General features: G+C 74.5%; 17 protein-coding genes. 10 read left to right on the top strand and 7 right to left on the bottom strand.

Translation table 11 applies throughout. The annotated features are described in order from the left end of the window. Positions 1–8: 8 nt before the first annotated feature. From ABGA99_RS07670 to ABGA99_RS07650, 5 genes are all read right to left on the bottom strand, one after another. On the bottom strand, positions 9–2600 hold the full coding sequence (locus ABGA99_RS07670) for a tetratricopeptide repeat protein (RefSeq protein ID WP_347576548.1): 2592 nt from the start codon (positions 2598–2600) through the stop codon (positions 9–11). Positions 2601–2628: 28 nt separating this feature from the next. Beyond that, positions 2629–3933: a hypothetical protein gene (locus ABGA99_RS07665; RefSeq protein WP_347582447.1), complete on the bottom strand. Its 1305-nt coding sequence runs from the start codon at positions 3931–3933 to the stop codon at positions 2629–2631. Between the two features lie 90 nt (positions 3934–4023). Beyond that, a complete protein-coding gene (locus ABGA99_RS07660; protein ID WP_347576547.1) occupies positions 4024–5019 on the bottom strand; it encodes a glutamate ABC transporter substrate-binding protein in 996 nt (331 codons plus the stop codon). Between the two features lie 20 nt (positions 5020–5039). Next, on the bottom strand, positions 5040–6545 hold the full coding sequence (locus tag ABGA99_RS07655) for a hypothetical protein (RefSeq protein ID WP_347582369.1): 1506 nt from the start codon (positions 6543–6545) through the stop codon (positions 5040–5042). Between the two features lie 296 nt (positions 6546–6841). Further along, positions 6842–7378, bottom strand: a complete 537-nt coding sequence (locus ABGA99_RS07650) for an HNH endonuclease (RefSeq protein ID WP_027741881.1) — start codon at positions 7376–7378, stop codon at positions 6842–6844. 333 nt (positions 7379–7711) lie between these two features. Between ABGA99_RS07650 and ABGA99_RS07645 the strand changes: the two genes are divergently transcribed. From ABGA99_RS07645 to ABGA99_RS07615, 7 genes are all read left to right on the top strand, one after another. After that, complete coding sequence (locus ABGA99_RS07645) at positions 7712–8722, top strand: mechanosensitive ion channel family protein (RefSeq protein ID WP_347576545.1); 1011 nt, start codon at positions 7712–7714, stop codon at positions 8720–8722. A gap of 166 nt (positions 8723–8888) precedes the next feature. After that, entirely contained in the window at positions 8889–10094 is a 1206-nt protein-coding gene (locus ABGA99_RS07640) for an ROK family transcriptional regulator (protein ID WP_347582368.1), read from the top strand. A 130-nt stretch (positions 10095–10224) separates the two neighbouring features. Then, a complete protein-coding gene (locus ABGA99_RS07635; protein WP_347576543.1) occupies positions 10225–11571 on the top strand; it encodes an ABC transporter substrate-binding protein in 1347 nt (448 codons plus the stop codon). After that, positions 11571–12518 carry a sugar ABC transporter permease gene (locus tag ABGA99_RS07630; RefSeq protein ID WP_347582367.1) on the top strand — a complete coding sequence of 316 codons (948 nt, stop codon included), beginning with the start codon at positions 11571–11573 and terminating at the stop codon, positions 12516–12518. Before ABGA99_RS07635 ends, ABGA99_RS07630 begins: the two co-directional genes overlap by 1 nt. Next, positions 12518–13447, top strand: a complete 930-nt coding sequence (locus ABGA99_RS07625; protein WP_347582366.1) for a carbohydrate ABC transporter permease — start codon at positions 12518–12520, stop codon at positions 13445–13447. Before ABGA99_RS07630 ends, ABGA99_RS07625 begins: the two co-directional genes overlap by 1 nt. Further along, complete coding sequence (locus tag ABGA99_RS07620; RefSeq protein ID WP_347576540.1) at positions 13444–14709, top strand: 6-phospho-beta-glucosidase; 1266 nt, start codon at positions 13444–13446, stop codon at positions 14707–14709. The genes ABGA99_RS07625 and ABGA99_RS07620 overlap by 4 nt, the downstream gene beginning before the upstream one ends. Further along, complete coding sequence (locus ABGA99_RS07615; protein WP_347576539.1) at positions 14700–15695, top strand: BadF/BadG/BcrA/BcrD ATPase family protein; 996 nt, start codon at positions 14700–14702, stop codon at positions 15693–15695. Before ABGA99_RS07620 ends, ABGA99_RS07615 begins: the two co-directional genes overlap by 10 nt. Positions 15696–15992: 297 nt before the next feature. On the opposite strand, the gene ABGA99_RS07610 is transcribed toward ABGA99_RS07615, so the two are convergent. Next, positions 15993–19130 carry a beta-N-acetylglucosaminidase domain-containing protein gene (locus ABGA99_RS07610; protein WP_347576752.1) on the bottom strand — a complete coding sequence of 1046 codons (3138 nt, stop codon included), beginning with the start codon at positions 19128–19130 and terminating at the stop codon, positions 15993–15995. A gap of 278 nt (positions 19131–19408) precedes the next feature. Further along, complete coding sequence (locus tag ABGA99_RS07605; protein ID WP_347576538.1) at positions 19409–20086, bottom strand: FadR/GntR family transcriptional regulator; 678 nt, start codon at positions 20084–20086, stop codon at positions 19409–19411. A 157-nt stretch (positions 20087–20243) separates the two neighbouring features. Between ABGA99_RS07605 and ABGA99_RS07600 the strand changes: the two genes are divergently transcribed. The 3 genes from ABGA99_RS07600 to ABGA99_RS07590 all read left to right on the top strand — a co-directional run bounded on the left by ABGA99_RS07600 (position 20244) and on the right by ABGA99_RS07590 (position 24777). Next, positions 20244–22751 (top strand): dipeptide ABC transporter ATP-binding protein, encoded by a 2508-nt coding sequence (locus ABGA99_RS07600; protein WP_347582365.1) that lies wholly within the window; start codon positions 20244–20246, stop codon positions 22749–22751. Positions 22752–22923: 172 nt separating this feature from the next. Beyond that, a complete protein-coding gene (locus tag ABGA99_RS07595; RefSeq protein WP_347582364.1) occupies positions 22924–23829 on the top strand; it encodes an ABC transporter permease in 906 nt (301 codons plus the stop codon). Further along, entirely contained in the window at positions 23830–24777 is a 948-nt protein-coding gene (locus ABGA99_RS07590; protein WP_347582363.1) for an ABC transporter permease, read from the top strand. It begins immediately after the preceding gene. Positions 24778–24783 lie beyond the last annotated feature (6 nt).

Genomic DNA, 24783 nt, shown 5'->3' with positions numbered 1-24783 from the left:
CTTTCCTCTCATACCCAGGTCTTCGGCCGGTAGCGGTTGGCCCGTTCGACCATGTCGATCCGCTCATGGCCGTGCTGTGCGAGACGGGCCAGCACCCGGAAGGAGTTTTCCAGACCGAGCCGCAGCCCGTTCTCATCCAGCGCGCAGCCCAGCAGCGGCTGCGGCGCCGGCGGCCCGGCGGGGGCGGCCTGGCCCGCGCCGGCCCCGGTGCGGCCGGTGAGCACCCAGTCCAGCGCACTGCCCAGCACCTCGGTGGACAGCCGGGCTCTGCGGCCCGCGTCCAGGCCGACGTCCTGCAGCCGCTCCACCTGCGTACCGGCCGCCTGCAAGTCGGTCAGCAGCGGCTCCTGCGGCGCGCGCTGGCGCAGCCGGGCCCTGATCGCCGCGACGCGCGCCGCGGTGTAGTGGATCGACGCCTCCGGTACGGACTCCAGCGCGCGTACCGCACCGGACCGGTCGGCGGCGGCGAGCCGCACCCGGGCGAGCCCGAACGCGGCGCTGACGTAGGCCGGGTCGGTCGTCCACACCAGCCGGTAGTACTCGGTGGCGTTGTCCAACTGGCCCAGCACCTCGGCGCAGATGCCCAGCGCCAGCTTCGGCGCGGGCTCGCCGGGGAAGGCGTCGTAGATCGCGTCGAAGGACAGCGCGGCCGTCTCGAAGTCGCGGGTGGCCAGGGCCTGCAGCCCGCGGTACCAGACGATCCGCCAGTCGTCCGGGTGCTGCGTGCCCAGCTCGGCCAGCGCCGAGCCGGTCGCGGCCAGGTCGCCCAGCTCCAGATGGGCGCGTACCCGGCGCAACTGCAGCTCGATGGAGTCCGTCGGCGCGTTGGACAGCGCGGCGGTCAGCTCCGCGGGCGCGGAGGCCATCAGGCCCGCGAGGAAACCGGCGTTGGGGTCGCTGGGGCTCACCCGCGGCACCGGCAGCGCCAGCGCCGCCGCGGGGGAGTCCAGCGGCAGCGTGTCGGCGATCTGCGCGGGCAGTGCCACCTGCGTGCCCATCCCCGCCCCGCCGCCCGGCAACTGCGGCGGTACGCCCTGTGCGGCCGGCAGCGCAGGAACGCCGTTGCCCGCGGCCCGCGCGGCGCGCTCGCGCTTGTTGACGGGCCGGGCGCCGAGCTGCGAGGTCTCGCCGGTCGCCGGCGGGAACAGCTCGGTGTCCACCACCCGCAGCTCGGGACCGAAGAGCGTGGACAGCGCCGGCTGCGGCTTGCCCGTCTGCAGCGCCACGACCTCCCGCAGCACGCCCGTCAGTTGCTCGGACATCTCCGCGGCCGAGGCGAACCGGCGGGCCGGGTCGGGGTCGGTGGCGCGGACCAGCAGGCGGTAGAAGGACTCGTACCGGTGGAAGACGTCGATCGAGTCGGGGTCGGGCAGGGTGTCGACGAAGACGTTGGTGTAGCCCTGGAAGTCGAAGGTCAGCACGGCCAGCGTGCGCGCCACCGTGTACAGGTCGGAGGCGATGGACGGGCCGACGTCGGCCACCTCGGGCGCCTGGTAGCCCACGGTGCCGAAGATCGCGGACTCGTCGTCGTCCATGCGGCGCACCGCGCCCATGTCGATCAGCTTGAGCTGGTCACCCTGCTGGATGGCGTTGTCGACCTTGAAGTCGCAGTACAGCAGGTTGCGGCTGTGCAGGTGGCCGAGCGCCTCCAGCGCCTCGATCCCGTACGCGCACGCCACCTCGACCGGCAGCGGGTCGCGCTTGCCGTCCGGCGTGCGCCGCTCGTTGGCGATCTCCTTCATCGACTTGCCGCCGACGTACTCCATGACGATGTAGCCGTCGAGGCTGCCGGTGCGCTGGTCGAGGTGCTCGACGAAGTTGTAGATGCGCACGATGCCCGCGTGCTCGATCTCCGCGAGGAAGCGGCGCTCGGAGACGGCCGCGGCGATGGCGTCCTCGTCACCGGTGTTCAGCAGGCCCTTGAGGACCACCCAGCGGTCGGCGACCGCGCGGTCGATCGCCAGGTAGATCCAGCCCAGGCCGCCGTGCGCGAGGCAGCCCGCGACCTGGTACTGCCCGTGGACGATGTCGCCCTCCTGCAGCTTGGGCACGAAGGAGTACGGCTGCCCGCACTTGGTGCAGAAGCCCTCCGTACGCCCCGGTCGCCCCCCGCGCGAACGGCCCACCGGCGCCCCGCACTCGCTGCGGCTGCAGTACCGCTTGCGCTCGGGCACCTCGGGGTTCGCCAGCACCGCCGTACGCGGGTCGGGCCGCGGCACCTCCGGCACCGTCACCAGGCCCGCACCCAGCTTGCCGCGGGAGGCCACCGCGGACGTACGCGAACTCTTGACCGAGACCGAGCGGCCCGTCGACTCCCCGGTCAGCGCGCGCGACAGCCGCCCGGAGACCGACCGGCGCGACGCCCGCGAACTGCTCCGCGACGTGCTGCTCGACCGGCTCGACGCGCTGGAACCGCTCGACGACGAGCTGCCCCGGCTGCCGCGGCGGTGTCCCGTCACCCCGGTGGGCGCCGAGCCGACCACGCCGTCCGGTGAGACGACGGGGGCGAGCCCGCAGGTGTCGCAGTACAGCTCGCCGCCGCCGACGTCCTCGTACGTGCCTCCGCAGCCCGGCCGCTGACATGCCTGCGCGTTGCTCATGACTCCCCCAACTCCGTTCCGTCCAGCCTCACGCCGTGCCCCCGGGCCGATCGACCGGTCCCGCCGCCAGCACCTCCGCCGTGGCCCGCTGGTAGCGCAGCACCGCCTGCTCCGCCGCGATCAGATCGCAGGGCGCCGACCACAGCAGCCGGCGCGCCGCGTCGTACCGCTCCACCAGGATGCGGTCCTCGGCGAAGCCGTGCCGGGCCACCTTCGCCTTGTACGCGTCCAGCCGGCCGCGCAGCTCCGCGCGCACGGCCAGCGGCGCGGTCACCGCCGTCAGCGACTCCCGTGCCCGTAGCAACTCCTCCTCGGCCCGCTGCTCCAGACTCTCCAGCAGCGGCGAGAGCCGGTGCCACTGGGCGCGCCTGCGGTACTCGACCGCGTTGGCCAACTGCTCGTTCAACGCGGTCGGCGGGCCGCTGACCGCCGGCACCTCGGACGCCGCTATCTTCGCCAGCACCTCGCCGCGCGCCCGCCGCGCCTCGCCCAGCGTACGGTCCGCGCGCGACAGCACGTCGCGCACCCTGATCAGCCGCTCCTCCGCGTCCTGCCGGACGTGCAGCACGGCGTCGATCTCCCGGCGCACGTCCTCAAGGCCGCGCGCCGCCGCGTCGTAGCGCGCGGTGTCCGGGCTGCCGCCGCCCGGCGCCGCGCCGGGGCTGCGCCCCGCCGGCCGGGACCAGAACGCCAGCGGGTCGCGGACCACCTCGTCGCGCAGCGACGCCAGCTCCGCGGTGATCCGCTCCAGGTCGTCGCCGGCCGGGTGCTCCCCGGACCGTACGCCGACGGACTGGGCCAGTGACCGGGTGCGCTGCAGCTCGGCGGCGAGCAGGTCGATGCGCGCCGGCAGCGCCGACCACACGGAGTCCGCCGCCGCGACGACGTCGATCACCTCCGCGTACCACCGGTTCATCCGCTCCACCAGCTCGTCCAGCTTCAGCGACTCCGACAGCCGGGCGGGCCCCGTCAGCGACGCCGGATAGCCGCCGGCGACGGTACGCGGCAGGGCCGCGGCACCCGGCGCGAAGGTGACGCCGTGGTCGCGCAGCAGCGCCGTCAGCTCGGCCAGCTCCGCGGCGCCCGGTGAGCGGCGGCGGGCCCGGATCTCCCGGGCCGAGCCGAGCGCGCTCGTGTACGCGTCGAAGTGCGCCCACAGCAGCGAGACCGCCTGCTCCGCGGCGGCCCAGCGCTCCTTGGTCGTACCGGACAGCTCGGCGCCCTCCAGCAGCCGGCGTCCCGCGTGGTCCTGGAGCGCGAGCAGCGAGGTCTCGATCGCCTCGTGCTCGGCTCCCAGCCGCGCGAGCGCACGATCGACCTCCTCGCGGTCCATCGAACCCCGTGGCGGGAGCGGCATCTGTTTCCCTCCGTGCTGCCGTACTCTGCCCGTTGCCGTGCTGCTACTGCTCCTGCGCGCGCCGGCTCAGTCCTTGTACTTGGGGGCCGGCGGGCCGTCGATCCCCGGCATGGCGTCGGCCAGCCACTCGTCGTAGGAATCCTGCCAGCGCCCGTCCTTGCGGTAGTCCTCGAGCAGCTTGTTGACCCGGCGCACCAGATCGTGGTCGTCCTCGTTCATCGCCACGCCGTACGGCTCGCGCTGGTTCAGGGTGCCGAACAGCTTCATCGACGGGTCCTGCGCGGCCTGTCCTGCCGCCAGCGCGTTGTCGGTGACGACCGCGTCCGCGTCGCCGAGCTGGACCCGCACCAGGCAGTCGAGCTGGTTGGGGACCAGCATGACCTCCGCGCCGTGCGAGTCCTCCTCCAGTGCGGTCATGCCCGTGGAGCCGTCGGCGGTGCAGACGCGCTTGCCGTCCAGGCTCTCGTCGAAGCCGGTGATGCCCGAGTCCTCGGGCGCCAGCACCTGCTGGTCGCCGGTGAAGTACTCGGTGGAGAACGCCACTTCCTCGATGCGCTCGCAGTTGATGGTCATCGTGCGCACCACGATGTCGACGTCGTTGGCCTGCAGTGCCGGGATCCGCTGGCTGGTGGGGATGGAGCGGAAGACGATCTTGTCCTCCCCCGGGCCGAGGATCTCCTCGGCGATGGCCCGCGCCAGGTCGATGTCGAAGCCCTCCAACTGGCCGGTGAGCGGGTTGCGGTAGCCCCACTGGTAGCTGTTCTGGTCGATGCCCGCGATCAGATAGCCGCGGTCGACGATCCGCTTGACGCCGTCGCCCGAGGCGGTCGGGGACGGCCGCAGGCTCGCCTCCGGTGTCTGGCACTCCTCCTGGCTCGACTTCGCCGGCTGCGCCGCGACCGCACCGCCCGCGGCGCGGTCGTCCGCCCGGCCGTCCTGCCGGTCGCCGCCCGTGAGCCCGGGCAGCAGGGCGGCCGTCAGCGCGACGGCCGCCGCCGTCCCGGCCACGCCGCCCCAGCCGCGCAGTTTCCGCCTCGTCCTCGGTGCCTTCGCCGTCCGCATCGCTGCCTCCCCCTTCGCCGTCATCGGTACTCCGAGAGCCTGCGCCCGATGCCGAACACCGCGCCGGCCGCGCCGAGCACGGCGAGCAGCCCGGCGCCGATCCACAGGCCGGAGAGCGCCCCGCGGCCGTCCTCGGCCGCCGACTTGAACTCCCGCCGCTCGTGGTCCAGGGCCTCCTTGAGGCTGTCGTCGACCTGGTCGAAGAACTCGCTGGTCGACTTCTCCCCGCCGCCTCCGATGACCATGTCCTTCGCGTCCTCGTACTTGCCCGCGACGTTCTGGTCCTGCGCCTCGCCGTGCAGCTCGCGCCATGCGCGTACGTTGTCCACGGCCTCCGCGACCGGCTCGCGGCCCTGGTCGTCGTCGGCCAGCTCCAGGGCGCGGCCGAGCAGGCTGTCCTCCGGCGCCTCCTTGGCGTCGGGGCTCTTGCCCGCCAGCTCGCTCATGCCCTTGAGGTAGCTGTCCTCGTACTTGTCGAGGCCCTCCTCGGTGGTGACGGAGCCCCGGTTGACGTACGTCAGGTTCTCGTCGGCGCGGGCCCGCAGGGTGTTGATCCGCGCCTCGTTGAGCGCGTGCAGCGACTGGGCGCCGTGCCGGTCGGAGTCGCCGAGACCGGAGCGGGCGAGGGTGTGCCCGACGGTCAGCCAGAGCAGCACGATCACGGTGGCCGCGGAGGCCGCCAGCAGGCCGTGGTTGAACACCCGGTTCGTCCGGCGGTAGTGGCGGCGCTGCGCCCAGAACAGGACCCCGAGCGCGAGCAGTCCGCCGGCCAGCGCGGCCCACGGCCACGCCTTGGCGTCGGAGTAGTCCTGCTCCAACTGTCCGGTCTCGGACAGGTAGAGCTGCTCGGCGGCGGGCAGCAGCGTCTCGCGCATCTGCTCGTCCGCGTAGCGCAGGTACGCGCCGCCGAGCGGCAGGCCCTGGCGGTTGTTGGCGCGGGCTGTCTCGACCAGCGAGGTGTAGACCGGCAGCGCCTGGTTCAGCTTCTCGATCTGCTTCTGCGACTCCGCGGCGCCCTGGGAGTTGGCCGCGGCCTTCACCAGCAGCTTCGAGGCCTGCTCGATGTCCGCGTCGTACCGCGCGCGCACCTGGGGCGGCTCCTGCCCGCCCTCCAGGAACCCGGTGGCCGCCGTGGTGTTGGCGCCGGCCAGCGAGCGGTAGATGTCGGCGGCGTCGGCGCTCAGCGGCTGACTGCGGTTGATGACGTCGTCGGCGGCCGCCGACCGGTCGGACACCTGCCAGGCGGTGAGCGCCCCGAACAGCACGACCAGCGCCGCCAGTACGGCCCCGATGATCCGCAGCCGGCCCGGCTCGGTGGTCGCGGCGGCGCGCAGCCTGTCGAGGCCCTCGGCGAACGCGGAGCGCCGCCCCGGCGGTGCGGCGGGCGGCGGCGGTGCGGCGGCGCTGCCCGCGGGAGAGCCCGCCTGCGGTACGAGTGGGCCGTCGGGCCCGGCCTGCGCGGGAAACGCAGGCGCGGTCTGGTGCTCCGGCGGCGCGGCGCTGCCGGCCGGCGGCGGGTACGTCACGTGACCTCCCCCTGGGTCGCTGGCTGTTCGCCCGGTTGCGTGGGCGGGTCCAGTCCACCCCGGGCACGTCGGCAAGTATGGCGGCCCGTTCAGGCCGTCACACCGCGATTCCCGGGATCTTGTTCGGATCGGTACCGTAGCGCGCCACGCGGTGGGCGTTGGGGCCCCATCCTGCCCTTCTTCACGCCCAGCGCATCCGTTCGGTTCCTGTTCCGACCGGCTTCTGCGCCCCGGGGGGAGTACCGGGGCGCCGGTACCGCGGCGGGGGTCGCCGCGGGCATAACAAAGGCCCGGTTCTAGGCAGAGATGCCGTCGATCCGGGCCAGGGCCTCGTCCGCGCCGTATGGCTGCAGGTAGGGCAACCAGCGCGGGTCCCTATGCCCTGTCCCGATGATCCGCCAGGCCAGCCCGGACGGGGGCGCGGGCTGGTGGCGCAACCGCCAGCCCAGCTCGTGGATCGGCCGGTCGGCCTTCACATGGTTGCAGCGGCGGCAGGCCGCCACGACGTTGTCCCAGCGGTGCTGTCCGCCGCGGCTGCGCGGGATCACGTGGTCGACGCTGGTGGCCACCGCGCCGCAGTACGCGCAGCGGCCCCCGTCGCGGGCGAAGAGCGCCCGGCGCGTGAGCGGAACGGGCCCCCTGACGGGGACCCGTACGAACCTCTGCAGTCGTACGACGCTTGGCGCCGCTATCACCCGCGTGGCGCTGTGCAGGAAGGCACCGGATTCCTCCAGACTGACGGCTTTGCCGTTCAGCACCAGCACGAGCGCGCGGCGCATCGGCACGACGCCGAGCGGCTCGTAGGAAGCATTGAGGACGAGGACGTGCGGCACGGTGCCTCCTTGTACGCCGGCGGCGCGTGGCTCGCGCCGGGACGATCTGGTCAACAGTGTGTCCTGCACCCCCGCCTCCGCGCCACCACGATCAGGTAAACGGGCCAACCGCCCGGCAAGGTTCCACGGCCGTCCCCGTGATGTTGATCCCCCCTTCGGACCCGCCCTACGCCTGGTCACACCGGGCGGTAACCGGACCGCAACACGGGGCTTCACCGGGCCGCCCCGCGGCGCCCGCCGGGCGGCCCCGCGGCGGTAAAGCAACGGCAAAGAGGCAGGCCGGAGCGGCGGGTAGGGTGAGGTCGTCCACCCCTGAACGGAAGGTTCCACGCCGTGTTCGCCACCGCTCGCCCGGCTGCCGAGAGCCCCTCCCCGACGCCGCTTGAGGAGTCGCGCAAGAGCGCGGAGGAGACGGCCGGGTGGATCCAGGAGAACTGGGCCTCGTGGCTGGGCGTGGGACTGCGGATCCTGCTCGTCGTGGTGATCGCGTATGTGCTGCGCCGCGTGGTCCAGCGTATGATCACCAAGCTGATAACGCGGATGACGCGCACCGCCGACGCCGTGGACGGCACCGCCCTCGGCGGGCTCCTCGTCAACCACGAGAGACGCAGACAGCGGTCCGAAGCACTCGGCTCCATCCTGCGCAGCAGCGCCTCCTTTGTGATTCTCGGCACAGCCGCCCTGACCGTGCTGTCCGCCCTCAAGATCGATCTGGCGCCCCTGCTGGCCAGCGCCGGCGTCGCGGGCGTCGCGCTCGGCTTCGGCGCCCGCAACCTGGTGATGGACTTCCTCTCCGGCGTCTTCATGCTCATCGAGGACCAGTACGGGGTCGGGGACACCATCGACGTCGGTGAGGTCACCGGCGAGGTGATCGAGGTCGGGCTGCGGGTGACCAAGCTGCGCGGCGACAACGGGGCGATCTGGTACATGCGCAACGGCGAGGTCAAGCGGATCGGCAACCTCAGCCAGGGCTGGGCGACGGCCGTCGTCGACGTGCCCGTGGCGGCCGGCGAGGACCTGGACCGGGTGCGCGACGTGATCGCCGCCGCCGGCGAGGGGTTCGGCCGCACCGAGCCGTGGAGCGAGCAGTTGTGGGGCGAGGTCGACGTGCTCGGCCTGACCGCGGTCACGCAGGGCACGGCGATCATCCAGGTGCAGGTCAGGACGATGCCGGGGAAGTCCATCGGGGTCGAGCGCGAGCTGCGCTGGCGGATCCGGGAGGCGCTGCTCGCGGCCGGGGTCGTCATGTCGGACGTACCGCCGGGCGCGGTGGTGCCGCCCCGGACGGAGCAGGTGGCGGTGCCCCAGCAGGCGCCCTCGGGCGGCGGTGGCGGCGGGGAGTAGCCCCGGCCCCCGGGCCGCCGCGGGCGGCCCGGCGCGCTTGTGGCCCGTCCTCTTGACGCGCTTCGTCCACGGCACTACTTTCGCCGCACTCCGATAGGAAAGTTTCCTAACCATCCGGAGCGGCGAGCGGTACGGCACCGTCCGGACCGGGGGAGAGGTGAGGCCCATGGCCGGTGGCCCGGGGACGCTGCGCGCGATGAACGACCGCGCCGCGCTGGAGCTGCTGCTGGAGCACGGCACGCTCTCACGCACCCGGCTCGGCAAGCTCACCGGCCTGTCCAAGCCGACCGCCTCGCAGTTGCTGGCCCGGCTGGAGGCGGCCGGGCTGGTGCTCGCCACCGGCACCAGCGAGGGCAGCCCCGGCCCCAACGCCCAGCTCTACGCCCTCAACCCCGCCGTCGCCCACGTCGTCGGACTCGATGTCACCGCCGCCCGGATCCGCGCGGCCGTCGCCGACGTCACCGGGCGCACGGTCGGCTCGTACGAACTGGCCACGGCCAAACGCACCGGCGGCGGCGCTGCGGAGGGGACCGTACGCCGTGTGGTCCGCGCCGTGGACGGCGCCGCCAAGGACGCCGGGCTCACCCGCGCCGAGCTGCACCGCGCCGTCATCGGCACCCCCGGCGCCTTCGACCCCGGCACCGGCCGCCTGCGCTACGCCTCCCACCTGCCCGGCTGGCACTCCCCGACGCTGCTGGAGGAGCTGGCCGCCGCCCTGCCGATGCCGGTCGCGTACGACAACGACGTGAACCTCGCCGCCGTGGCCGAGCAGCGCCGCGGCGCCGCCCGCGGCCACGACGACTTCGTCCTGCTGTGGAACGAGGAGGGCCTCGGCGCGGCCGTCGTCATCGGCGGCCGGCTGCACCGCGGCAGCACCGGCGGCGCCGGCGAGGTCGGCTTCCTGCCGGTGCCCGGCGCCACCCTCGTCCGCCAGGTCACCCGTGCCAACAGCGGCGGCTTCCAGGAACTGGCCGGCGCCCAGGCCCTCGCCCCGCTCGCCCGCGAGCTGGGCCTGGCCCCCGGGCGCGGGCACCACGCCGAGGTCGCCGCGGAACTCGTCGCCCGCGCCGCCGCCGAACCCGGGGAACCCGGCCACGCCGAACTCCTCGACCGCTTCGCGCAGCGCCTGGCCGTCGGCCTCGCCTCCGTCGTCGCCGTCCTCGACCCGCAGCTCATCGTGCTCTCCGGCGCCGTGCTGGCCGCCGGCGGGGACCGGCTGCGCGCGCTCGTCCAGGCCGAGCTGGCCGAGCTGGCCGCACCCCGGCCGCGCCTGGTGACCGGCGTGGTCGAGCGGCACCCCGTCCTCACCGGCGCGCTGGAGAGCGCGCTCGCCGCCACCCGCGACGAGGTCTTCGACACCACCGCCCGCTGACGCCCGCCCCACCCGGCCCGTCTCCCGGAACGCCCGCCCCGCCCGGCTCGTCTGCTCCCGCCCCCTCCCAGCTCGCCTGCTCCCGCCACCCACCCGATTTCCCCTGCATCCGCCAGGAGGTACGACGACCATGCCCACAACCCGCCCCCGCGGCCGCACCGTCGCCGCGGTCGCCGCCGCGGCAGCGCTGTCGCTCTTCGCCGCCGCCTGCACCGGCAGCAACGACTCCGGCGCCGCGAACGACGATCCCGACGCCGAGGTCACGCTCACCTTCTGGCACGGCTGGAGCGCGCCGTCCGAGGTCGAGGCGATCGAGGCCAACATCGACGCCTTCGAGAAGGAGTTCCCCCACATCACGGTCACGTCCGTGAAGGGCGTCAACGACGACAAGCTGAACCAGGGCCTGCGCGCCGGCGGCTCCAACGGCCCCGACGTGGTGTCCTCGTTCACCACCGACAACGTCGGCCGCTTCTGCTCCTCGAACGTCCTCGCCGACCTCGACCCGTTCCTGAAGGAGGCCGGCATCAGCCCGGAGGAGACCTTCCCGGCGCCGATGCTGGAGTACACCCAGTACGAGGGCAAGCGCTGCGCGCTGCCCCTCCTCGGCGACGCCTACGGCCTCTACTACAACAAGGACGCCTTCGCCGAAGCCGGCATCGACGCCCCGCCGAAGACCCTCTCCGAGCTGGAGGAGGTCGCCAAGAAGCTCACCAAGCCCGACGGCGACGGCTACGAACAGCTCGGCTTCATGCCCACTTACCAGGGCTACGAGACCACCGTCGAGCACTACGGCGGGCAGTTCGGCCTCACCTACTTCGACGGCGAGGGCGACTCCAACGCCGCCGGCGACCCGAAGACGGCCGAGATGTTCGAGTGGCAGAAGAGCATGGTCGACGCCCTCGGCGGCTTCGAGAAGCTGCGCAAGTACCGCAACACCTTCGGCGACGAGTGGGGCCCCAAGCACCCCTTCCACACCGGCCAGGTCGCCATGCAGATGGACGGCGAGTGGCGCGGCAAGATGGCCGCCGACGCCGACGTCGGCTTCGAGATAGGCGCGGCCCCCTTCCCCGTCCCCGACGACCAGGCGGACTCGTACGGCAAGGGCTACCTCTCCGGCACCATCACCGGCATCGCCACCACCAGCGAGAAGAAGAACGCCGCGTGGGAGCTGGTGAAGTACCTGACCACCGACACCGACGCCGTCGTCGGCTTCGCCAACGCCATCCACAACGTGCCCTCCACGCTGGCCGCGCTGAAGTCCCCGGAGCTCAACGACGACCCGGTCTACCGCACGTTCGTCGACATCGCCCGGCACCCCGAATCCAGCCACGCCCCGCCCTCGAAGAACGGCGGCGCCTTCCTGCTCACGCTCCAGGACTACGGGCTGAAGTACGAGAGCGGCGAGGAGGACGATCTGACGTCCCTGCTGGAGCAGGCCGACGAGCAGATCGACAAGGACAACGCGCAGGCCGGCTGATGTCCGCCGCCGTCCACACCCTGGGTGCGCGGCGCCGCCGCGCGGCGCTGCGCACCCTCGGGTTCCTCTCGCCCTGGCTCGTCGGTTTCGGCGTCTTCTTCGCCTACCCGCTCGGCGCGACCGTCTACTTCTCGTTCATGAAGTACGACGGGTTCACCGACCCCGTCTGGGTGGGGCTGAAGAACTGGCGCTACGTCCTGTTCGACTACCCCTTCTTCTGGCCCGCCCTGGCCAACACCCTGTGGCTGGTGGCCGTGATGGTCACCCTGCGCACGATCTTCGGGCTCGGCGTCGGCCTGCTCATCACGAGGATCAAGACCGGCGCGGGCGTCTTCCGCACCCTGTTCTGCCTGCCGTATCTGGCGCCGCCGGTCGCCGCCACCATGTCGTTCGTCTTCCTGATGAACCCCGGCACCGGACCGGTCAACACCGTCCTCGGCCGGCTCGGTCTGGGCGAGCCGGGCTGGTTCAACGACGCGCAGTGGTCCAAACCGGCGCTCACGGTCCTCGCGCTGTGGTGCGTCGGCGACCTCATGGTCATCTTCATGGCGTCGCTGCTGGACGTGCCCAAGGAGCAGTACGAGGCCGCCGAGCTGGACGGCGCCGGCGCCTGGTCCCGGTTCCGGTACGTCACGCTGCCGAACATCCGGCCCGTCGTGCTCTTCGCCGTCGTCACCGGCGTGATCGCCACGATGCAGTACTACACCGAGCCCATCGTGGCCGCGAAGGTCGCCAGCGGCGTCATCGGCGGCTCCGGCCAGCACTTCGAGCCCGGCTACCCGGAGAAGTCGACCCTCACCGTCCCGCAGAGCGTCTACCACCTGGGCTTCCAGCGGTTCGACACGGGCGCGGCGTGCGTCGTCGCCCTGGTGCTCTTCGTCCTCGCGATGGCCTTCACGTACGTGCTCATGCGCCGCGGCAGCGGCTTCCTGAAGGAGGACGACTGATGGCGGCGGTACATCCGGTCGAGCGGAAGCGGCCGGCGGCGGCGCGCCCCGCGGCCCGGGGCCGGCGCCCGCGGCGCGGTCCCGCGACGAACGCGCAGGCGCGCCGCAGGGAGCTGCTGAACTGGGTCGCGGTGCACGCCCTGGCGATCGCCGCATCGCTGTTCTTCGTGCTGCCGTTCGTCTTCGTCTTCCTGACCGCCGTGATGAGCGACGACCAGGCGCTGACCCGGGCGCTGTGGCCCCGTACCTGGGAGTGGGGCAACTTCGGCACGGTGTGGGAGACCCCCGGCTTCCTCACCTGGTGGCGCAACACGCTGCTCTACGCGGGCCTGGGCACCGTGCTCGCCGTCGGCTCCAGCCTCCCCGTGGCCTACGCGCTGGCCAAGTTCCGCTTCCGGGGCCGGAACCTGGCGATGATGATGGTCATCGCGGCGATGATGCTGCCGCCGCAGGTCGTCATCGTGCCCATGTACCTGTTCTGGTCCCGGCAGATGGACATGACCGGCACGCTGTGGCCGCTGATCATCCCGTTCGCCTTCGCCAACCCCTTCAGCGTCTTCCTGCTGCGGCAGTTCCTGCTGACCATCCCGCGCGAGTACACCGAGGCCGCGCGCATCGACGGCTGCGGCGAACTGCGCACGCTGCTGCGCATCGTGGTGCCGATGGCCAAGCCCGCTATCGCCGCCGTCGCCCTGTTCCACTTCTTCTCCTGCTGGAACGACTACTTCGGGCCGCAGATCTACGCTTCGGAGAACCCGGACTGGTGGACGCTGAGCTACGGGCTGGAGTCGTTCAAGGGCGCCCACCAGACCGATTGGAACCTCACCATGGCGGCCACGGTCCTGGTCATGGCCCCGGTGATCGTGGTCTTCTTCTTCGCCCAGAGAGCCTTCATCGAGGGCGTCACGCTGACAGGAGTCAAAGGGTGAAACTCGCAGTGGTAGGCGGCGGCTCGACCTACACGCCCGAGCTGGTCGACGGGTTCGCGCGGCTGCGCGAGACGCTGCCCGTCGACGAGCTGGTCCTCATCGACCCCGCCGCCGAGCGGCTGGACCTGATCGGCGCCCTGGCGCGGCGGATGTTCGCCCGGCAGGGCCACGACGGGCGGGTCGTGACCACCGCCGGGCTGGAGGAGGGCGTCGAGGGCGCGGACGCCGTGCTCGTCCAGCTGCGCGTCGGCGGGCAGGCGGCGCGGCAGCGGGACGAGACGTGGCCGCTGGACTGCGGCTGCGTCGGGCAGGAGACGACCGGCGCGGGCGGCCTCGCCAAGGCGCTGCGCACCGTGCCCGTGGTGCTCGACATCGCGGAACGGGTCCGCAAGGCCGCCCCCGACGCCTGGATCATCGACTTCACCAACCCCGTCGGCATCGTCACCCGCGCGCTGCTGCAGGCCGGGCACCGCGCGGTGGGCCTGTGCAATGTCGCCATCCATCTGCAGAGAACGTTCGCACGGCTGTTGGATGCCCCACCCGCGGACGTCCACCTGGAACACGTCGGCCTCAACCACCTCACCTGGGAGCTGGGCGTACGCCTCGGCGGCCCCGGCGGCGTCGACGTGACGCCCAAGCTGATCGGCGAACACGGCGCCCGGATCGCCGGGGAGCTGCGTCTGCCGCCGGAGCTGCTGCCCCGGCTGGGCGTCGTGCCCTCGTACTACCTGCGCTACTACTACGCCCACGACCAGGTCGTACGCGAACAGCGCGAGGGCCCCTCGCGGGGCGCGCAGGTCGCCGGGATGGAGGCCGAGCTGCTGCGGATGTACGCCGACCCGACGCTCGACACCAAGCCGGAGCTGCTGTCACGGCGCGGCGGCGCGTACTACTCCGAGGCCGCCGTCGCGCTCGCCGCGTCGCTGCTGGGCGGGGACGAGGGTGCGGTGCAGGTCGTCAACACCGTCAACCGCGGCACCCTGCCGTTCCTCCCCGACGACGCGGTCGTCGAGGTGCAGGCCGAGGTCACGGCCGAGGGCGCCAGGCCGCTCGCCGTCCGGGAGCTGGACCCGCTGTTCGCCGGTCTCATCGCGCACACCACGGCGTACGAGCGGCTGGCGCTGGAGGCGGCGCTGCACGGCGGGTCCGAGCGCGTCTTCCGCGCGCTGCTGGCACACCCGCTGGTGGGGCAGTACGACCGCGCCGGGAAGCTGACGGACGCGCTGATCGCGCACAACCGGGAGTACCTGCCGTGGGCCTGAGCCCGGTCGCCGTGCTGGCGATCGACGCCGGGAACAGCAAGACGGACGCGGCGCTGGTCGCGGGGGACGGCACGGTACTGGGCCAGGGGCGCAGCGGCGGCTTCCGGCCGCCGGTGACGGGGGTGACGGCGGCGGTCGACGTGTTGGCCGAGGCGGTGGCCGGGGCGGTACGGCAGGCGGGGGGCGAGGGCGCCGGCGGGGCCGTCGCCGCGCATGTGTCCGCGTGCCTGGCCAACGTCGACCTGCCCGTCGAGGAGCGCACCGTCCGCGCGGAACTGGAAGCGCGCGGATGGGGCCGTACGGTCACCGTCCACAACGACACGTTCGCCCTGCTGCGGGCCGGCCTCCCGCCGGGCGCGCAGCCGCGCGGGGTCGCCGTCGTCTGCGGCGCCGGCATCAACTGCGCCGGGCTGCTGCCCGACGGCCGCACCCACCGGTTCCTCGCCCTCGGCAAGCTGTCCGGCGACTGGGGCGGCGGCGCGGGCCTCGCGGCGGAGGCGGTCTGGTACGCGGCGCGGGCGGAGGACGGCCGCGGCGAGCCGACCGCCCTGGCGACGGCGGTGCCCGAGCACTTCGGCCTCGGCACGATGTACGAGCTGATCGAGGGCGTCCACCTCGGCACCGTCCCGGTGGCGCGCACCCAGCGGCTGGCCCCGCTGCTCTTCGCGGTGGCGGCCGGGGGCGATCCGGTGGCGCGGTCGATCGTGGACCGGCTGGCGGACGAGGTGGTGGCGCTGGCGGCGGTGGCGCTGGAGCGGCTCGACCTGCTGGACGAGGAGGTGCCGGTGGTGCTCGGCGGCAGCGTCCTGGCCGCGGGCCATGTGCAGTTGGACGACCGGATACGCACCCTGCTCACGGCCCGCGCCCCCAAGGCGGTCCCCCGGGTGGTCACGGCCCCACCGGTGCTGGGCGCGGCCCTGCTGGGCCTGGACCGCACGGATGCCCCGGAGGGCGCCGAGTCCCGTACCCGCGCGCACTACGGCTGAGGGCCGCCGGGCGCCTTCCGCCTGCCGCGGGCCCGTACGGGGATCCGCGGGCCACGAGCCCGTCGCGGGCCCGTGCCCGCGGGCGGCACCGCGCCCTTCGGGCCGCTCAGCGCGGTATGCGGTCGACCCCGGGGCCGGGCCGGGGGCCTGTAGGCCGGGACGGGCCGTGCCCGTCGCGACCCGCCGGGGCGGCCGGCTCGCCGCGGGCCACGGCGGTGCACTGTCCGGGAACCCCGCCCGGGGCCTCGCGGCGCCGGGCGTGCCCTTCGCGGAGCGGGCCCCGCCTCCGTTCCGCGGTCAGTCGCGGACGGCCCGTACCTCCAGGGCGTAGAGCGAGTAGCCGAACTCCGTGGCCCGTTCCACGCCCTGCACGCGGACGTAGCGCACCTCGCGCTCGTCCATCCGGACCGACTCCCGGCCGCCCCCGCCGTCGTTCACCGACGCCGCCGTGCGCCAGCGGCGGCCGTCGGCGGAGACCTGCACGCGGTAGCGCTTCGCGTACGCGCTCTCCCAGCTCAGCGCCACCTCGCCGACCCGCGCCGGCTCCGCGAGCCGCACCTGCACCCAGGCGCCGTCCTCGACCGGCGAGGACCACCGCGTCTCCGGGTCGCCGTCCGTCACCGCCGCCGCCGGGAAGTCCGGCGTCTCGTCCGCCGACGACGACGCGCGGCCCGCGCGCGCCAGGTCGGGGCCGCCCACCGCGGGGTAGGCGTGCACGGTGACGGTACGGACCTGGGCCGCGCCGCCGTCCTCCAGCCGCACCGGGATCTCGTACGTGCCCGGTGCCACGTCCTTCGTCGCGCGGATCTCGATCGGGGCCCTGGCGGTCGTGCCGCGGGCTATCCGCACCTCGCCGGGGGACTCCGCCTCCAGCCCCTCCGGCGCCCTCGCCGTCACCTTGCCGCCCGCGTCGCCGGGACGCCGCGCCGACAACTCCGCGTCCACGACCACCCGATCGCCGCCGATCGTCACGTCGGCCTCGTCGCGGGAGAGCGACAGCCGGGCGCCCGGCCCGGCGGCGGACCACGGCACCACCTCGTGCACCACCGGCGCCGTGGTGTCGGCGGCCCACACGAGCCGTACGGCGTCGGCGTCGGCGCGCCCGGCGGGCAGCTCGGTCCAGCCGCGGCCGTCGAGTTCGCCGACCGGGCGCCACGCGGTCCCGCCGCCGTCCCGTACCCGGATCTGCACCTCGGCGCGGGTGCCCGTGCCGGGCTGGGTCAGCACCGTCACCGCCCGCAGCGGCTGCCGGTCGAACTCCACCACCAGCGCCTCGTGCGTGCCGGGCGACGGCGGCCGGGCGGCCTCGTACGCCGTCGCCGGTCTGCCGTCGGCCGCCGACGTCACCGACGAGCGCTCCAGCGGCTCCGCGCCGCCCGAGGCGGTCGCCCCGGCGCCCGCGCCGCTCCGGGCGGCGCCGCCGGCGCCCAGCCAGGAGTCCGAGTCCGTCAGCGCCCGGCTGAGGAAGGCGTCGAGCACCCCCGCGCCCACCACCCCGCCGCCCCGGCCGGCCTCACCGGCCAGGCGCTGCAGCTCCAGCCGCGCCTGCCAGGCCTCCTCGTTGCGCCCCGCGGCCTGCGCGGTGACCATGTCCACGGCCCGCTCGCCGGCGGCGCCGTACCGCGCCAACCGCGCCAGCCACGGCCGCACCTCGTCGCCGAACGTGCCGTCCGCCAGCGGCGCCAGCGCGTCCGGCGCGCGGCGCATCACGGTGAACGCCTCCCGCAGCCGCTCGGCCGCCTTCTCAGCGTCCCGCCGGCCGCCGGCCGCGTTCTCCCGCTCGCGCCAGAAGTCCGCGATCAGCGGCCGCAGATACGCCGACTCCGTGGCGCCCAGCTCCGACGAGGCCGAGTTCCCGGCCAGCGCGGCGAGGGCGGCGCCCGCGCCCTCCGGGTCGGGGGCGTCCGCGGCGAGGTCGCGCACGGCCGCCCGCCAGGCGGCGTCCGGGTCGTACGCGCGGGGGTTCCAGGCGTAGTCGGCGACCGTGAACAGCGGCACGCGGGAGGCGGCGGGCTGCTCCATCGCACCGGCCAGCACGCCCGCGGAGCCGGCGGCCACCGCCGGGTCGCGGCCGTCGTACGGGCCGAGGAAGATGCGGTCGCGGGCGTAGTCGTTGACGGGGTAGTTGTCCTGCGTGACGAGCGGATGGCCGCCGAACGCGGCCTGCGCGTCGCGCAGCTGCCCGCCGCTGATCTCCTTGGGCACCGCGCCGACGCCCGACCAGGCGACCTCGACCCGCTCGTCCAGCTCGCCGGCGAGCGCGGAGCGGTAGTCGGTGGTGCCGTCCTGGTAGTACTCGGTCGGCAGCAGCGACAGCGGCGCCGCTTCCGGGTGCCGCCGGGACAGGTGCGCGGCCAGCGCGTTGGCGGTCTCGGCCTGCGCGCGGGCGGCGGCCTCCGGGCCCGTGCCGTACTCGTCGGCGTCCTCGCCGCAGGCCCACTCGCTGTAGCTGACGTCCTGGAACTGGAGCTGGAAGGCCCGTACGCCCAGCGCCCACATCGCGTCCGCCTTGGCCAGCAGGTCCTTGCGGTCGCGGCCCGAGGAGAAGCAGAAGTTCTGGCCCGGCGCCACCGCCCAGGCGAGCGTCACGTGGTTGGCGCGGGCCCGCTCGGCCAGCTCGCGGAACCGGGCGCGCTGCTCGGCCGGGTACGCCTCGCGCCAGCCGGCCTGGCGGTACTGGTCGTCGCCGGGGGAGTAGAGGTAGCGGTTGAGCTTGGTGCGGCCCATGAAGTCGAGCTGCGCCAGGCGCTGTTCGTGGCTCCAGGGGCGGCCGTAGTGGTTCTCGGCGATGCCGCGCACGGCGGTGCCCGGCCAGTCGCGTACGGACACGGCGGGCAGGGTGTTCTCCGTACGGGCCGCGCGGGCCAGTTCGCGCAGTGTCTGCACGCCGTGGAAGAGGCCCGCGGCGTCGGTCCCGGCCAGCGCGACGACGTCACGGCCCTCGTACCGGCCGGCGGCCAGCCGGTAGCCTCCGGCCGGCAGGTCGGCCTGCTCGCCGGCGCCCAGGGCGCGCAGCGCGGCGTCGGCGGGGGAGCGCCGCGGCGGCGGGCCCGCGACGCCCGCGGGGCCGGCCGGCGCCTGGTCGGCGTAGACGACGAGCCCGGTCGCGGGCAGCGCGGCGCCGGGGCGTACCTGCGTGAACTCCCGTACGCCGACCGCCCGCAGCACCTCGTGCAGTTCGGTGAGCGCCTGCGGGTCCGCGCCCTCGGGGGTGACGAGCACGGCCTGCCCGCCCGCGTGCACCTCGCCCGACCGGGCGCGCAACTGCTGCGGGCGCGGCCACACCGCGTCCCGCAGCGCCTCCTCCGCGGCCGGCGTCTCGGCCGACTCCGTGCCGCCGGAGTCCGGCTGCTGCGGCTGTGCGGCGGCGTCCGGTGCCCGGCCGCCGAGCAGCCCGCCGATCACGGCGGCGGACAGCGCCGTCGCCGTGGCCACCCGCCGCCTGGCAACTCCGCCCACCTCCGCCGCCCTCCGTCCGTCTCCGGTCCCGCGCACCGGCTGCCGGCCGTCTTCCCGACCGTACGCCGACGCTGTCGACTGCTCATCGCCCCTGCGTTTCACGGCGGTTAAGGATGCGCATACGTGTGCCGTACACCGACCCCGCGCCGCCCGTACGCGGGGCGCAGCGGAGAGCCCACCACCGCGATGCCGCCGCTGTCAACGCGCCGGTCGGCCCGAATCGCGGGAGGGGCCTGCCGGGCCGCCCGCGCCCGTCAGGGTGCGGACCCGGCGACCCGCTCCTCGATGCCCACGTAGTGCTGCCGCACGGCCTCCCTGGCCTGCTCGGGATCGCCGCTGAGCACCGCGTCGAGAATACGGGCGTGCAGGTCGTGGATCACCTCCGGGTCGCGGTGCGGGGCGGTGGGCGCGGCCCGGTGGTAGGCCACCCAGAACAGGTCGAAGAGCTGCAGCAGCATCGAGTTGCCGAGGTCGGCGAAGAGCAGCCGGTGGAACTCCCGGTCCAGCTCGGCGATCTCCTCGTGCCGGTCCGCCGCCGCCCGCATCCCGGCCAGCACCTCGCGCAGCGAGTCCACGCTCTGCGGCGTCAGCGACCTCATCGCATCGGCGATCATCCCGGACTCCAGTGCCTTGCGCAGCGCGACCAGCTCGACGAGCGCGCGGGGGCCCTGCATCAGTCCGTACGGGAGGTTGTCGAGCAGCGGGGCGAAGGAGAAGTCCCGGACGAACACCCCGCTGCCGCGACGGGTTTCGAGCACGCCCGTGGACTCCAGGGCCTTCACCGCCTCCCGGACGGAGTTGCGGCTGACGCCGAAGAGCCGGGCCAGCTCGGCCTCCGGTTTGAGCGGGTCGCCGGGCCGCAGCCCGCGCTTGATGATGTAGTGCCTGATCTCGTCCTGCACCGTCTTGTGCAGCGGGGGTGCGGTCCCCACCCGCCTGAACGCTGGTTGCACCGACGACTCCCGCTTTCTCTCGTCCACTCGCGAATCCCCGTCCTACCACGGCTCTTGACAGCGGCGCACCGTGAACCTACGGTCCCGAACTTGTAGGATATCTTGCAGACTCCGAACGTTCCCATAGGGGGAGCCGGTGGCACCAGACACGGGGTCGGCCCTGAGCATCAGGGACCTGACCGTTGAGTTCGACACCCCGGCCGGCGTGGTACGCGCGGCGGACGGCGTGAGCTACGACGTGGCCGCCGGCGAGACCCTCGGCGTCGTCGGCGAGACCGGCTCGGGCAAGAGCGTCACGGCCCTGGCCGCGCTGGGGCTGCTGTCCGCCGGGAACGTGCGGCGGGTGGCCGGGCAGGCGCTGCTCGGCGGTACGGACCTGCTGGCGCTGCCGGCGGACGAACTGCGCGCGGTGCTCGGCCGCGAGGTGGCGATGATCTTCCAGGACCCCGGCTCGGCGCTCAACCCGGTGCAGCGCGTCGGCGACCAGATCGCGGAGGCGCTGCGGGTGCACGACCGGACGCTGTCCGCGCCCGCCGCGCGGGCCCGGACCGTGGAACTGCTCGACGAGGTCGGCGTGCCGAACCCCGCCGGGCGGTACGACGCGTACCCGCACCAGTTCTCCGGCGGGATGTGCCAGCGGGCGGTCATCGCGATGGCGATCGCCAACCGGCCGCGGGTCCTGATCGCGGACGAGCCGACGACGGCGCTCGACGTCAGCGTCCAGGCGCAGATTCTCGACGTGCTGCGGCGGGCGGCGCGGGAGACCGGGGCGGCGACCGTGCTGATCACCCACGACCTGGGGGTGGTGGCGGAGACCGCGGACCGGCTGTGCGTGATGTACGGCGGGCGGGTGGTCGAATCCGGCACGGTGTACGACGTCTTCGCCCGGCCGCGGCACCCGTACACCGCGGCCCTGCTGGCGTCGCTGCCGCGCCTCGACGTACGCGCCGACCGCCTCACGCCCATCCCGGGGCGCCCCCCGGACCTGATCGAGGTGACCCCGGGCTGCGCGTTCGCCCCGCGCTGCCCGGTGGGCCACGACCGCCCGCGGTGCGCGCAGGAGCGCCCGGAGCCGGTGGCGACCGACGGCGGCCTGAGCGCGTGCCACTACCCGGACGAGGCCGGCCCGCCCCCGAGGGCGGCGGGCCCCGAGCGGGATCCCGCGCCGCGCGACGCGGGCGCGGCGGGTGGCGGTGCCGGGTCGCAGGGCATGGCTTCGTCGCGGCCCGGTGAGCCGGAGAAGTCCGCCCTGGGGCCGGGCGGCGGCGAGCATCCGCCCACGGCTCTGCCGCGGGGCGCCGGGGCAGGGGCCGGTGGCCCCGCGTCGGATGTGGGGGCGTCTGCGGCCGGGTCGCGGCCGGCTCACGGGGCGTCCGGCACCGCGGTGGACGGGCTGCAGGAGACGGCCTCGCCGGCGCGTGGTGCGACGGAGGAGTCCGCCGACCCGCCACCTGCGGCTCCGCCGCACGGTGCGGCGGCGAAGCCGGCCGTCCCGGCCGCTGGCGCGGGGGCCTCCGCGTCGCCTCCGGCACCGGGTGCGCCCGGCACGTCCTCGGCCTCGCCGCGAAGCGCGGCGGCGAAGTCCGGTACCCCGCCGGACGGCGGCTCCGCGCCGCGCGGCGCACCGCTCGACGTGCGGGACGCGCGCAAGCTCTTCCCCCTCCGCACCGGGGTCTTCGCCCGCACCTCCGGGTACGTGCACGCCGTCGACGGGGTGTCGTTGCGGATACCCGCCGGGCGGACGCTCGGGCTCGTGGGGGAGTCCGGCTGCGGGAAGTCGACGCTCGCGCGGATGCTGCTGCGGCTCGTCGAGCCCAGCGGCGGGGAACTGACCGTCGCCGGGCACGACCTCGTCCGCGCCGGCCGCGGCGAGCTGCGGCGCATCCGGCAGCGGGTGCAGATGGTCTACCAGGACCCCTTCGCCTCCCTGAACCCCCGGCTCAGCGTCGGCGACAACGTTGCCGAACCCCTGCGCCTGGCCGGCGGCTTCAGCCGCCCCCAGCGGCGCGACCGCGTGCTCGACCTCTTCGACCGCGTCGGCCTCCGCCCCGAGCACGCCGACCGCTACCCCGCCGAGTTCTCCGGCGGGCAGCGCCAGCGCGTCGCCATCGCCCGCGCCCTCGCGCTGCGCCCGCGGCTGCTGCTCCTCGACGAGCCGGTCTCCGCGCTCGACGTCTCCGTGCAGGCGCAGGTCCTCAACCTCCTCGCCGACCTGCAGCAGGAGTCCGGCATGGCCTACCTCTTCGTCAGCCACGACCTGTCCGTCGTGCGGCAGGTCGCCGACGAGGTCGCGGTCATGTACCTCGGCCGGATCGTCGAGTCCGGCCCCGTCGAGCGCATCTACGGCCGGCCCCGCCACCCGTACACCCGCGCGCTGCTCGACTCCGTGCCCGCCCCCGACCCCGTCGGCCGCGAGACCCGTCGCCGGGCCCCGCTCGGCGGCGACGTCCCGAGCCCGGCCGACCCTCCGTCGGGCTGCCGCTTCCGCACCCGCTGCCCGCTGGCGGAGGAGCGCTGCGCCGCCGAGGAGCCGGCGCTGCGCGCCGTCGACGGCGGCCTGACCGCCTGCCACTTCGCCGAAACGCTCCGCGGCGCCGGCGCCCCGCGGGCGGCCGGCCCCGTACTCCGCGAGGTGCACTCATGACCGCCGCCTTCCCCACCACGACCCCGGTGGCCCCCGGCCCACCCGCGAGCGCGACGGACACGGCCTCCGCCGGTCGTGCAGCCGAACGCCTCCGCCGCGCCGCCCCCACGTCCGCCTCTTCCGCCGCCGAGGTCCGCCCCGCGGTCGATCCCTCACGGCGCGAGGTGAGTTCATGACCGGCACCGCCCTCACCAAGACCCCCGCCGCAGCCCCGCCCGCCAGGGCGCCCCGCTTCGCCGCCGCCCGCCGCTTCGCCCGCTCCCGCTCCGCGCTCGCCGGCGCCGCCGGGCTGCTCCTGCTCGTACTCCTCGCCCTCCTCGCCCCCTGGGTCGCCCCCTTCGACCCCAACGAACAGGGCGCCGACAACCTCCTCGGCCCCTCCGCCACCCACCTCCTCGGCACCGACGAACTCGGCCGCGACATCGCCTCGCGCGTCCTCCACGGCACCCGTGCCTCGCTGCTCGTCGGGTTCGGCGCCGCCGCCCTCGGCGCGCTGGTCGGCGTGCCGCTCGGCCTCGTCGCCGGCTACGTCGGCCGCTGGGCCGACGCCGTCGCCATGCGGCTGACCGACCTGCTGCTCGCCGTGCCCGGCATCCTGCTCGCGCTCGTCATCATCGCCGTCCTCGGCCCGGGCCGGCTGAACCTCATCCTCGCCATCGGCGTCGGCGCCGTACCGGAGTTCGCCCGGCTCACCCGCGCCGCCACGCTCTCCATCCGGGAGCGCGACTTCGTCGTCGCCTCCCGCGGCATGGGCGCACCGGCCGCCGACACCATGGTCCGCACCGTGCTGCCGAACGTCCTCGGCCCCATCCTCGTCCAGCTCGTCGTCACCGCCTCGCTCGCGGTCGTCGTCGAGTCCGGCCTCAGCCTCCTCGGCCTCGGCACCCCGCCGCCCGCGCCCTCGTGGGGCGGGATGCTCCAGGAGGCCCGCTCGTACCTGCACCAGAGCCCCTGGTACGGCGTCTTCCCCGGGCTCTGCCTCGCGTTCACCGTCTTCTGCCTCGACCGGGTGGGGCGCGGGCTGCAACGGGCCTTCGGCACGGCCGTGACCGGCGGGGCCCGGGAGGGAACGATCTAGATGTACGCGTACCTCATCCGGCGGCTGCTGCAGTTCGCCCTCGTGCTGTTCCTCGGCTCCCTCGCCGTCTGGGCGTTCGTCTTCGCGCTCCCCGGCGACCCGGCGACGGTCCTCACCGGCCCCGACGCCGCCCCGGCCGAACTGGCCGCCACCCGCGAACGGCTCGGCCTGGACGACTCGGTGGTCCAGCAGTACGTCACCTGGCTCGGCAACGCGGTCACCGGCGACCTCGGCGACTCGTACTTCTCCGCGGAAACCGTCCGCTCGACCCTCCTGGACACCGTTCCGGCCACCGGACAGCTCGCCGCCTTCGCCATGGCGCTCACCCTGCTCATCGGCATCCCCGCCGGCACCGTCGTCGCGCTGCGCCCCCGCTCGTGGGCCGGCCGCGCCGCCGACGCGTACCTCACCGCCGGGCTCGCGATCCCCGCCTTCTGGCTCGGCCTGCTGCTCATCCTCGTCTTCGCCGTGCGACTCGGCGCGCTCCCCGCGGCCAGCGACTACGTGCCGCTGTTCAGCGACCCCGTGGGTGCGGTCCGCGCCACGATCCTGCCCGCGCTCGCGATCGCCGTGCACGCCTCCAGCGTGCTCGCCCGCTTCCTGGCCGCCTCGCTGCGCGAGGTGATGGGCCGGGACTACATCCGCACCGCGCGCGCCAAGGGCGTGCCGGAGCGCTACGTCGTACGCCGGCACGCGCTGCGCAACGCCGCGCTGCCGACCGTCACCGTCGTCGGCATCCAGCTCGGCGGCTTCCTCGGCGGCACCGTCGTCATCGAGGCCGTCTTCAACTACCCGGGCCTCGGCCGGCTCCTCTACACCTCGATCGGCGAGCGCGACTACGCGGTCGTGCAGGGCGGCGTGCTCTTCGTCGTGGCCGCCTTCCTCTGTCTCAACCTGCTGGTCGACGTCCTCTACGCGTACCTCGACCCGCGGATCCGGCTCGCCTGACCGCCG

Origin of the sequence: Streptomyces sp. B5E4, from assembly GCF_039871555.1 — a bacterium.
GTDB lineage: Bacteria > Actinomycetota > Actinomycetes > Streptomycetales > Streptomycetaceae > Streptomyces.
The sequence above is the reverse complement of the archived record's forward strand: the minus strand, read 5'-3'. Positions and strand labels throughout refer to the sequence as shown.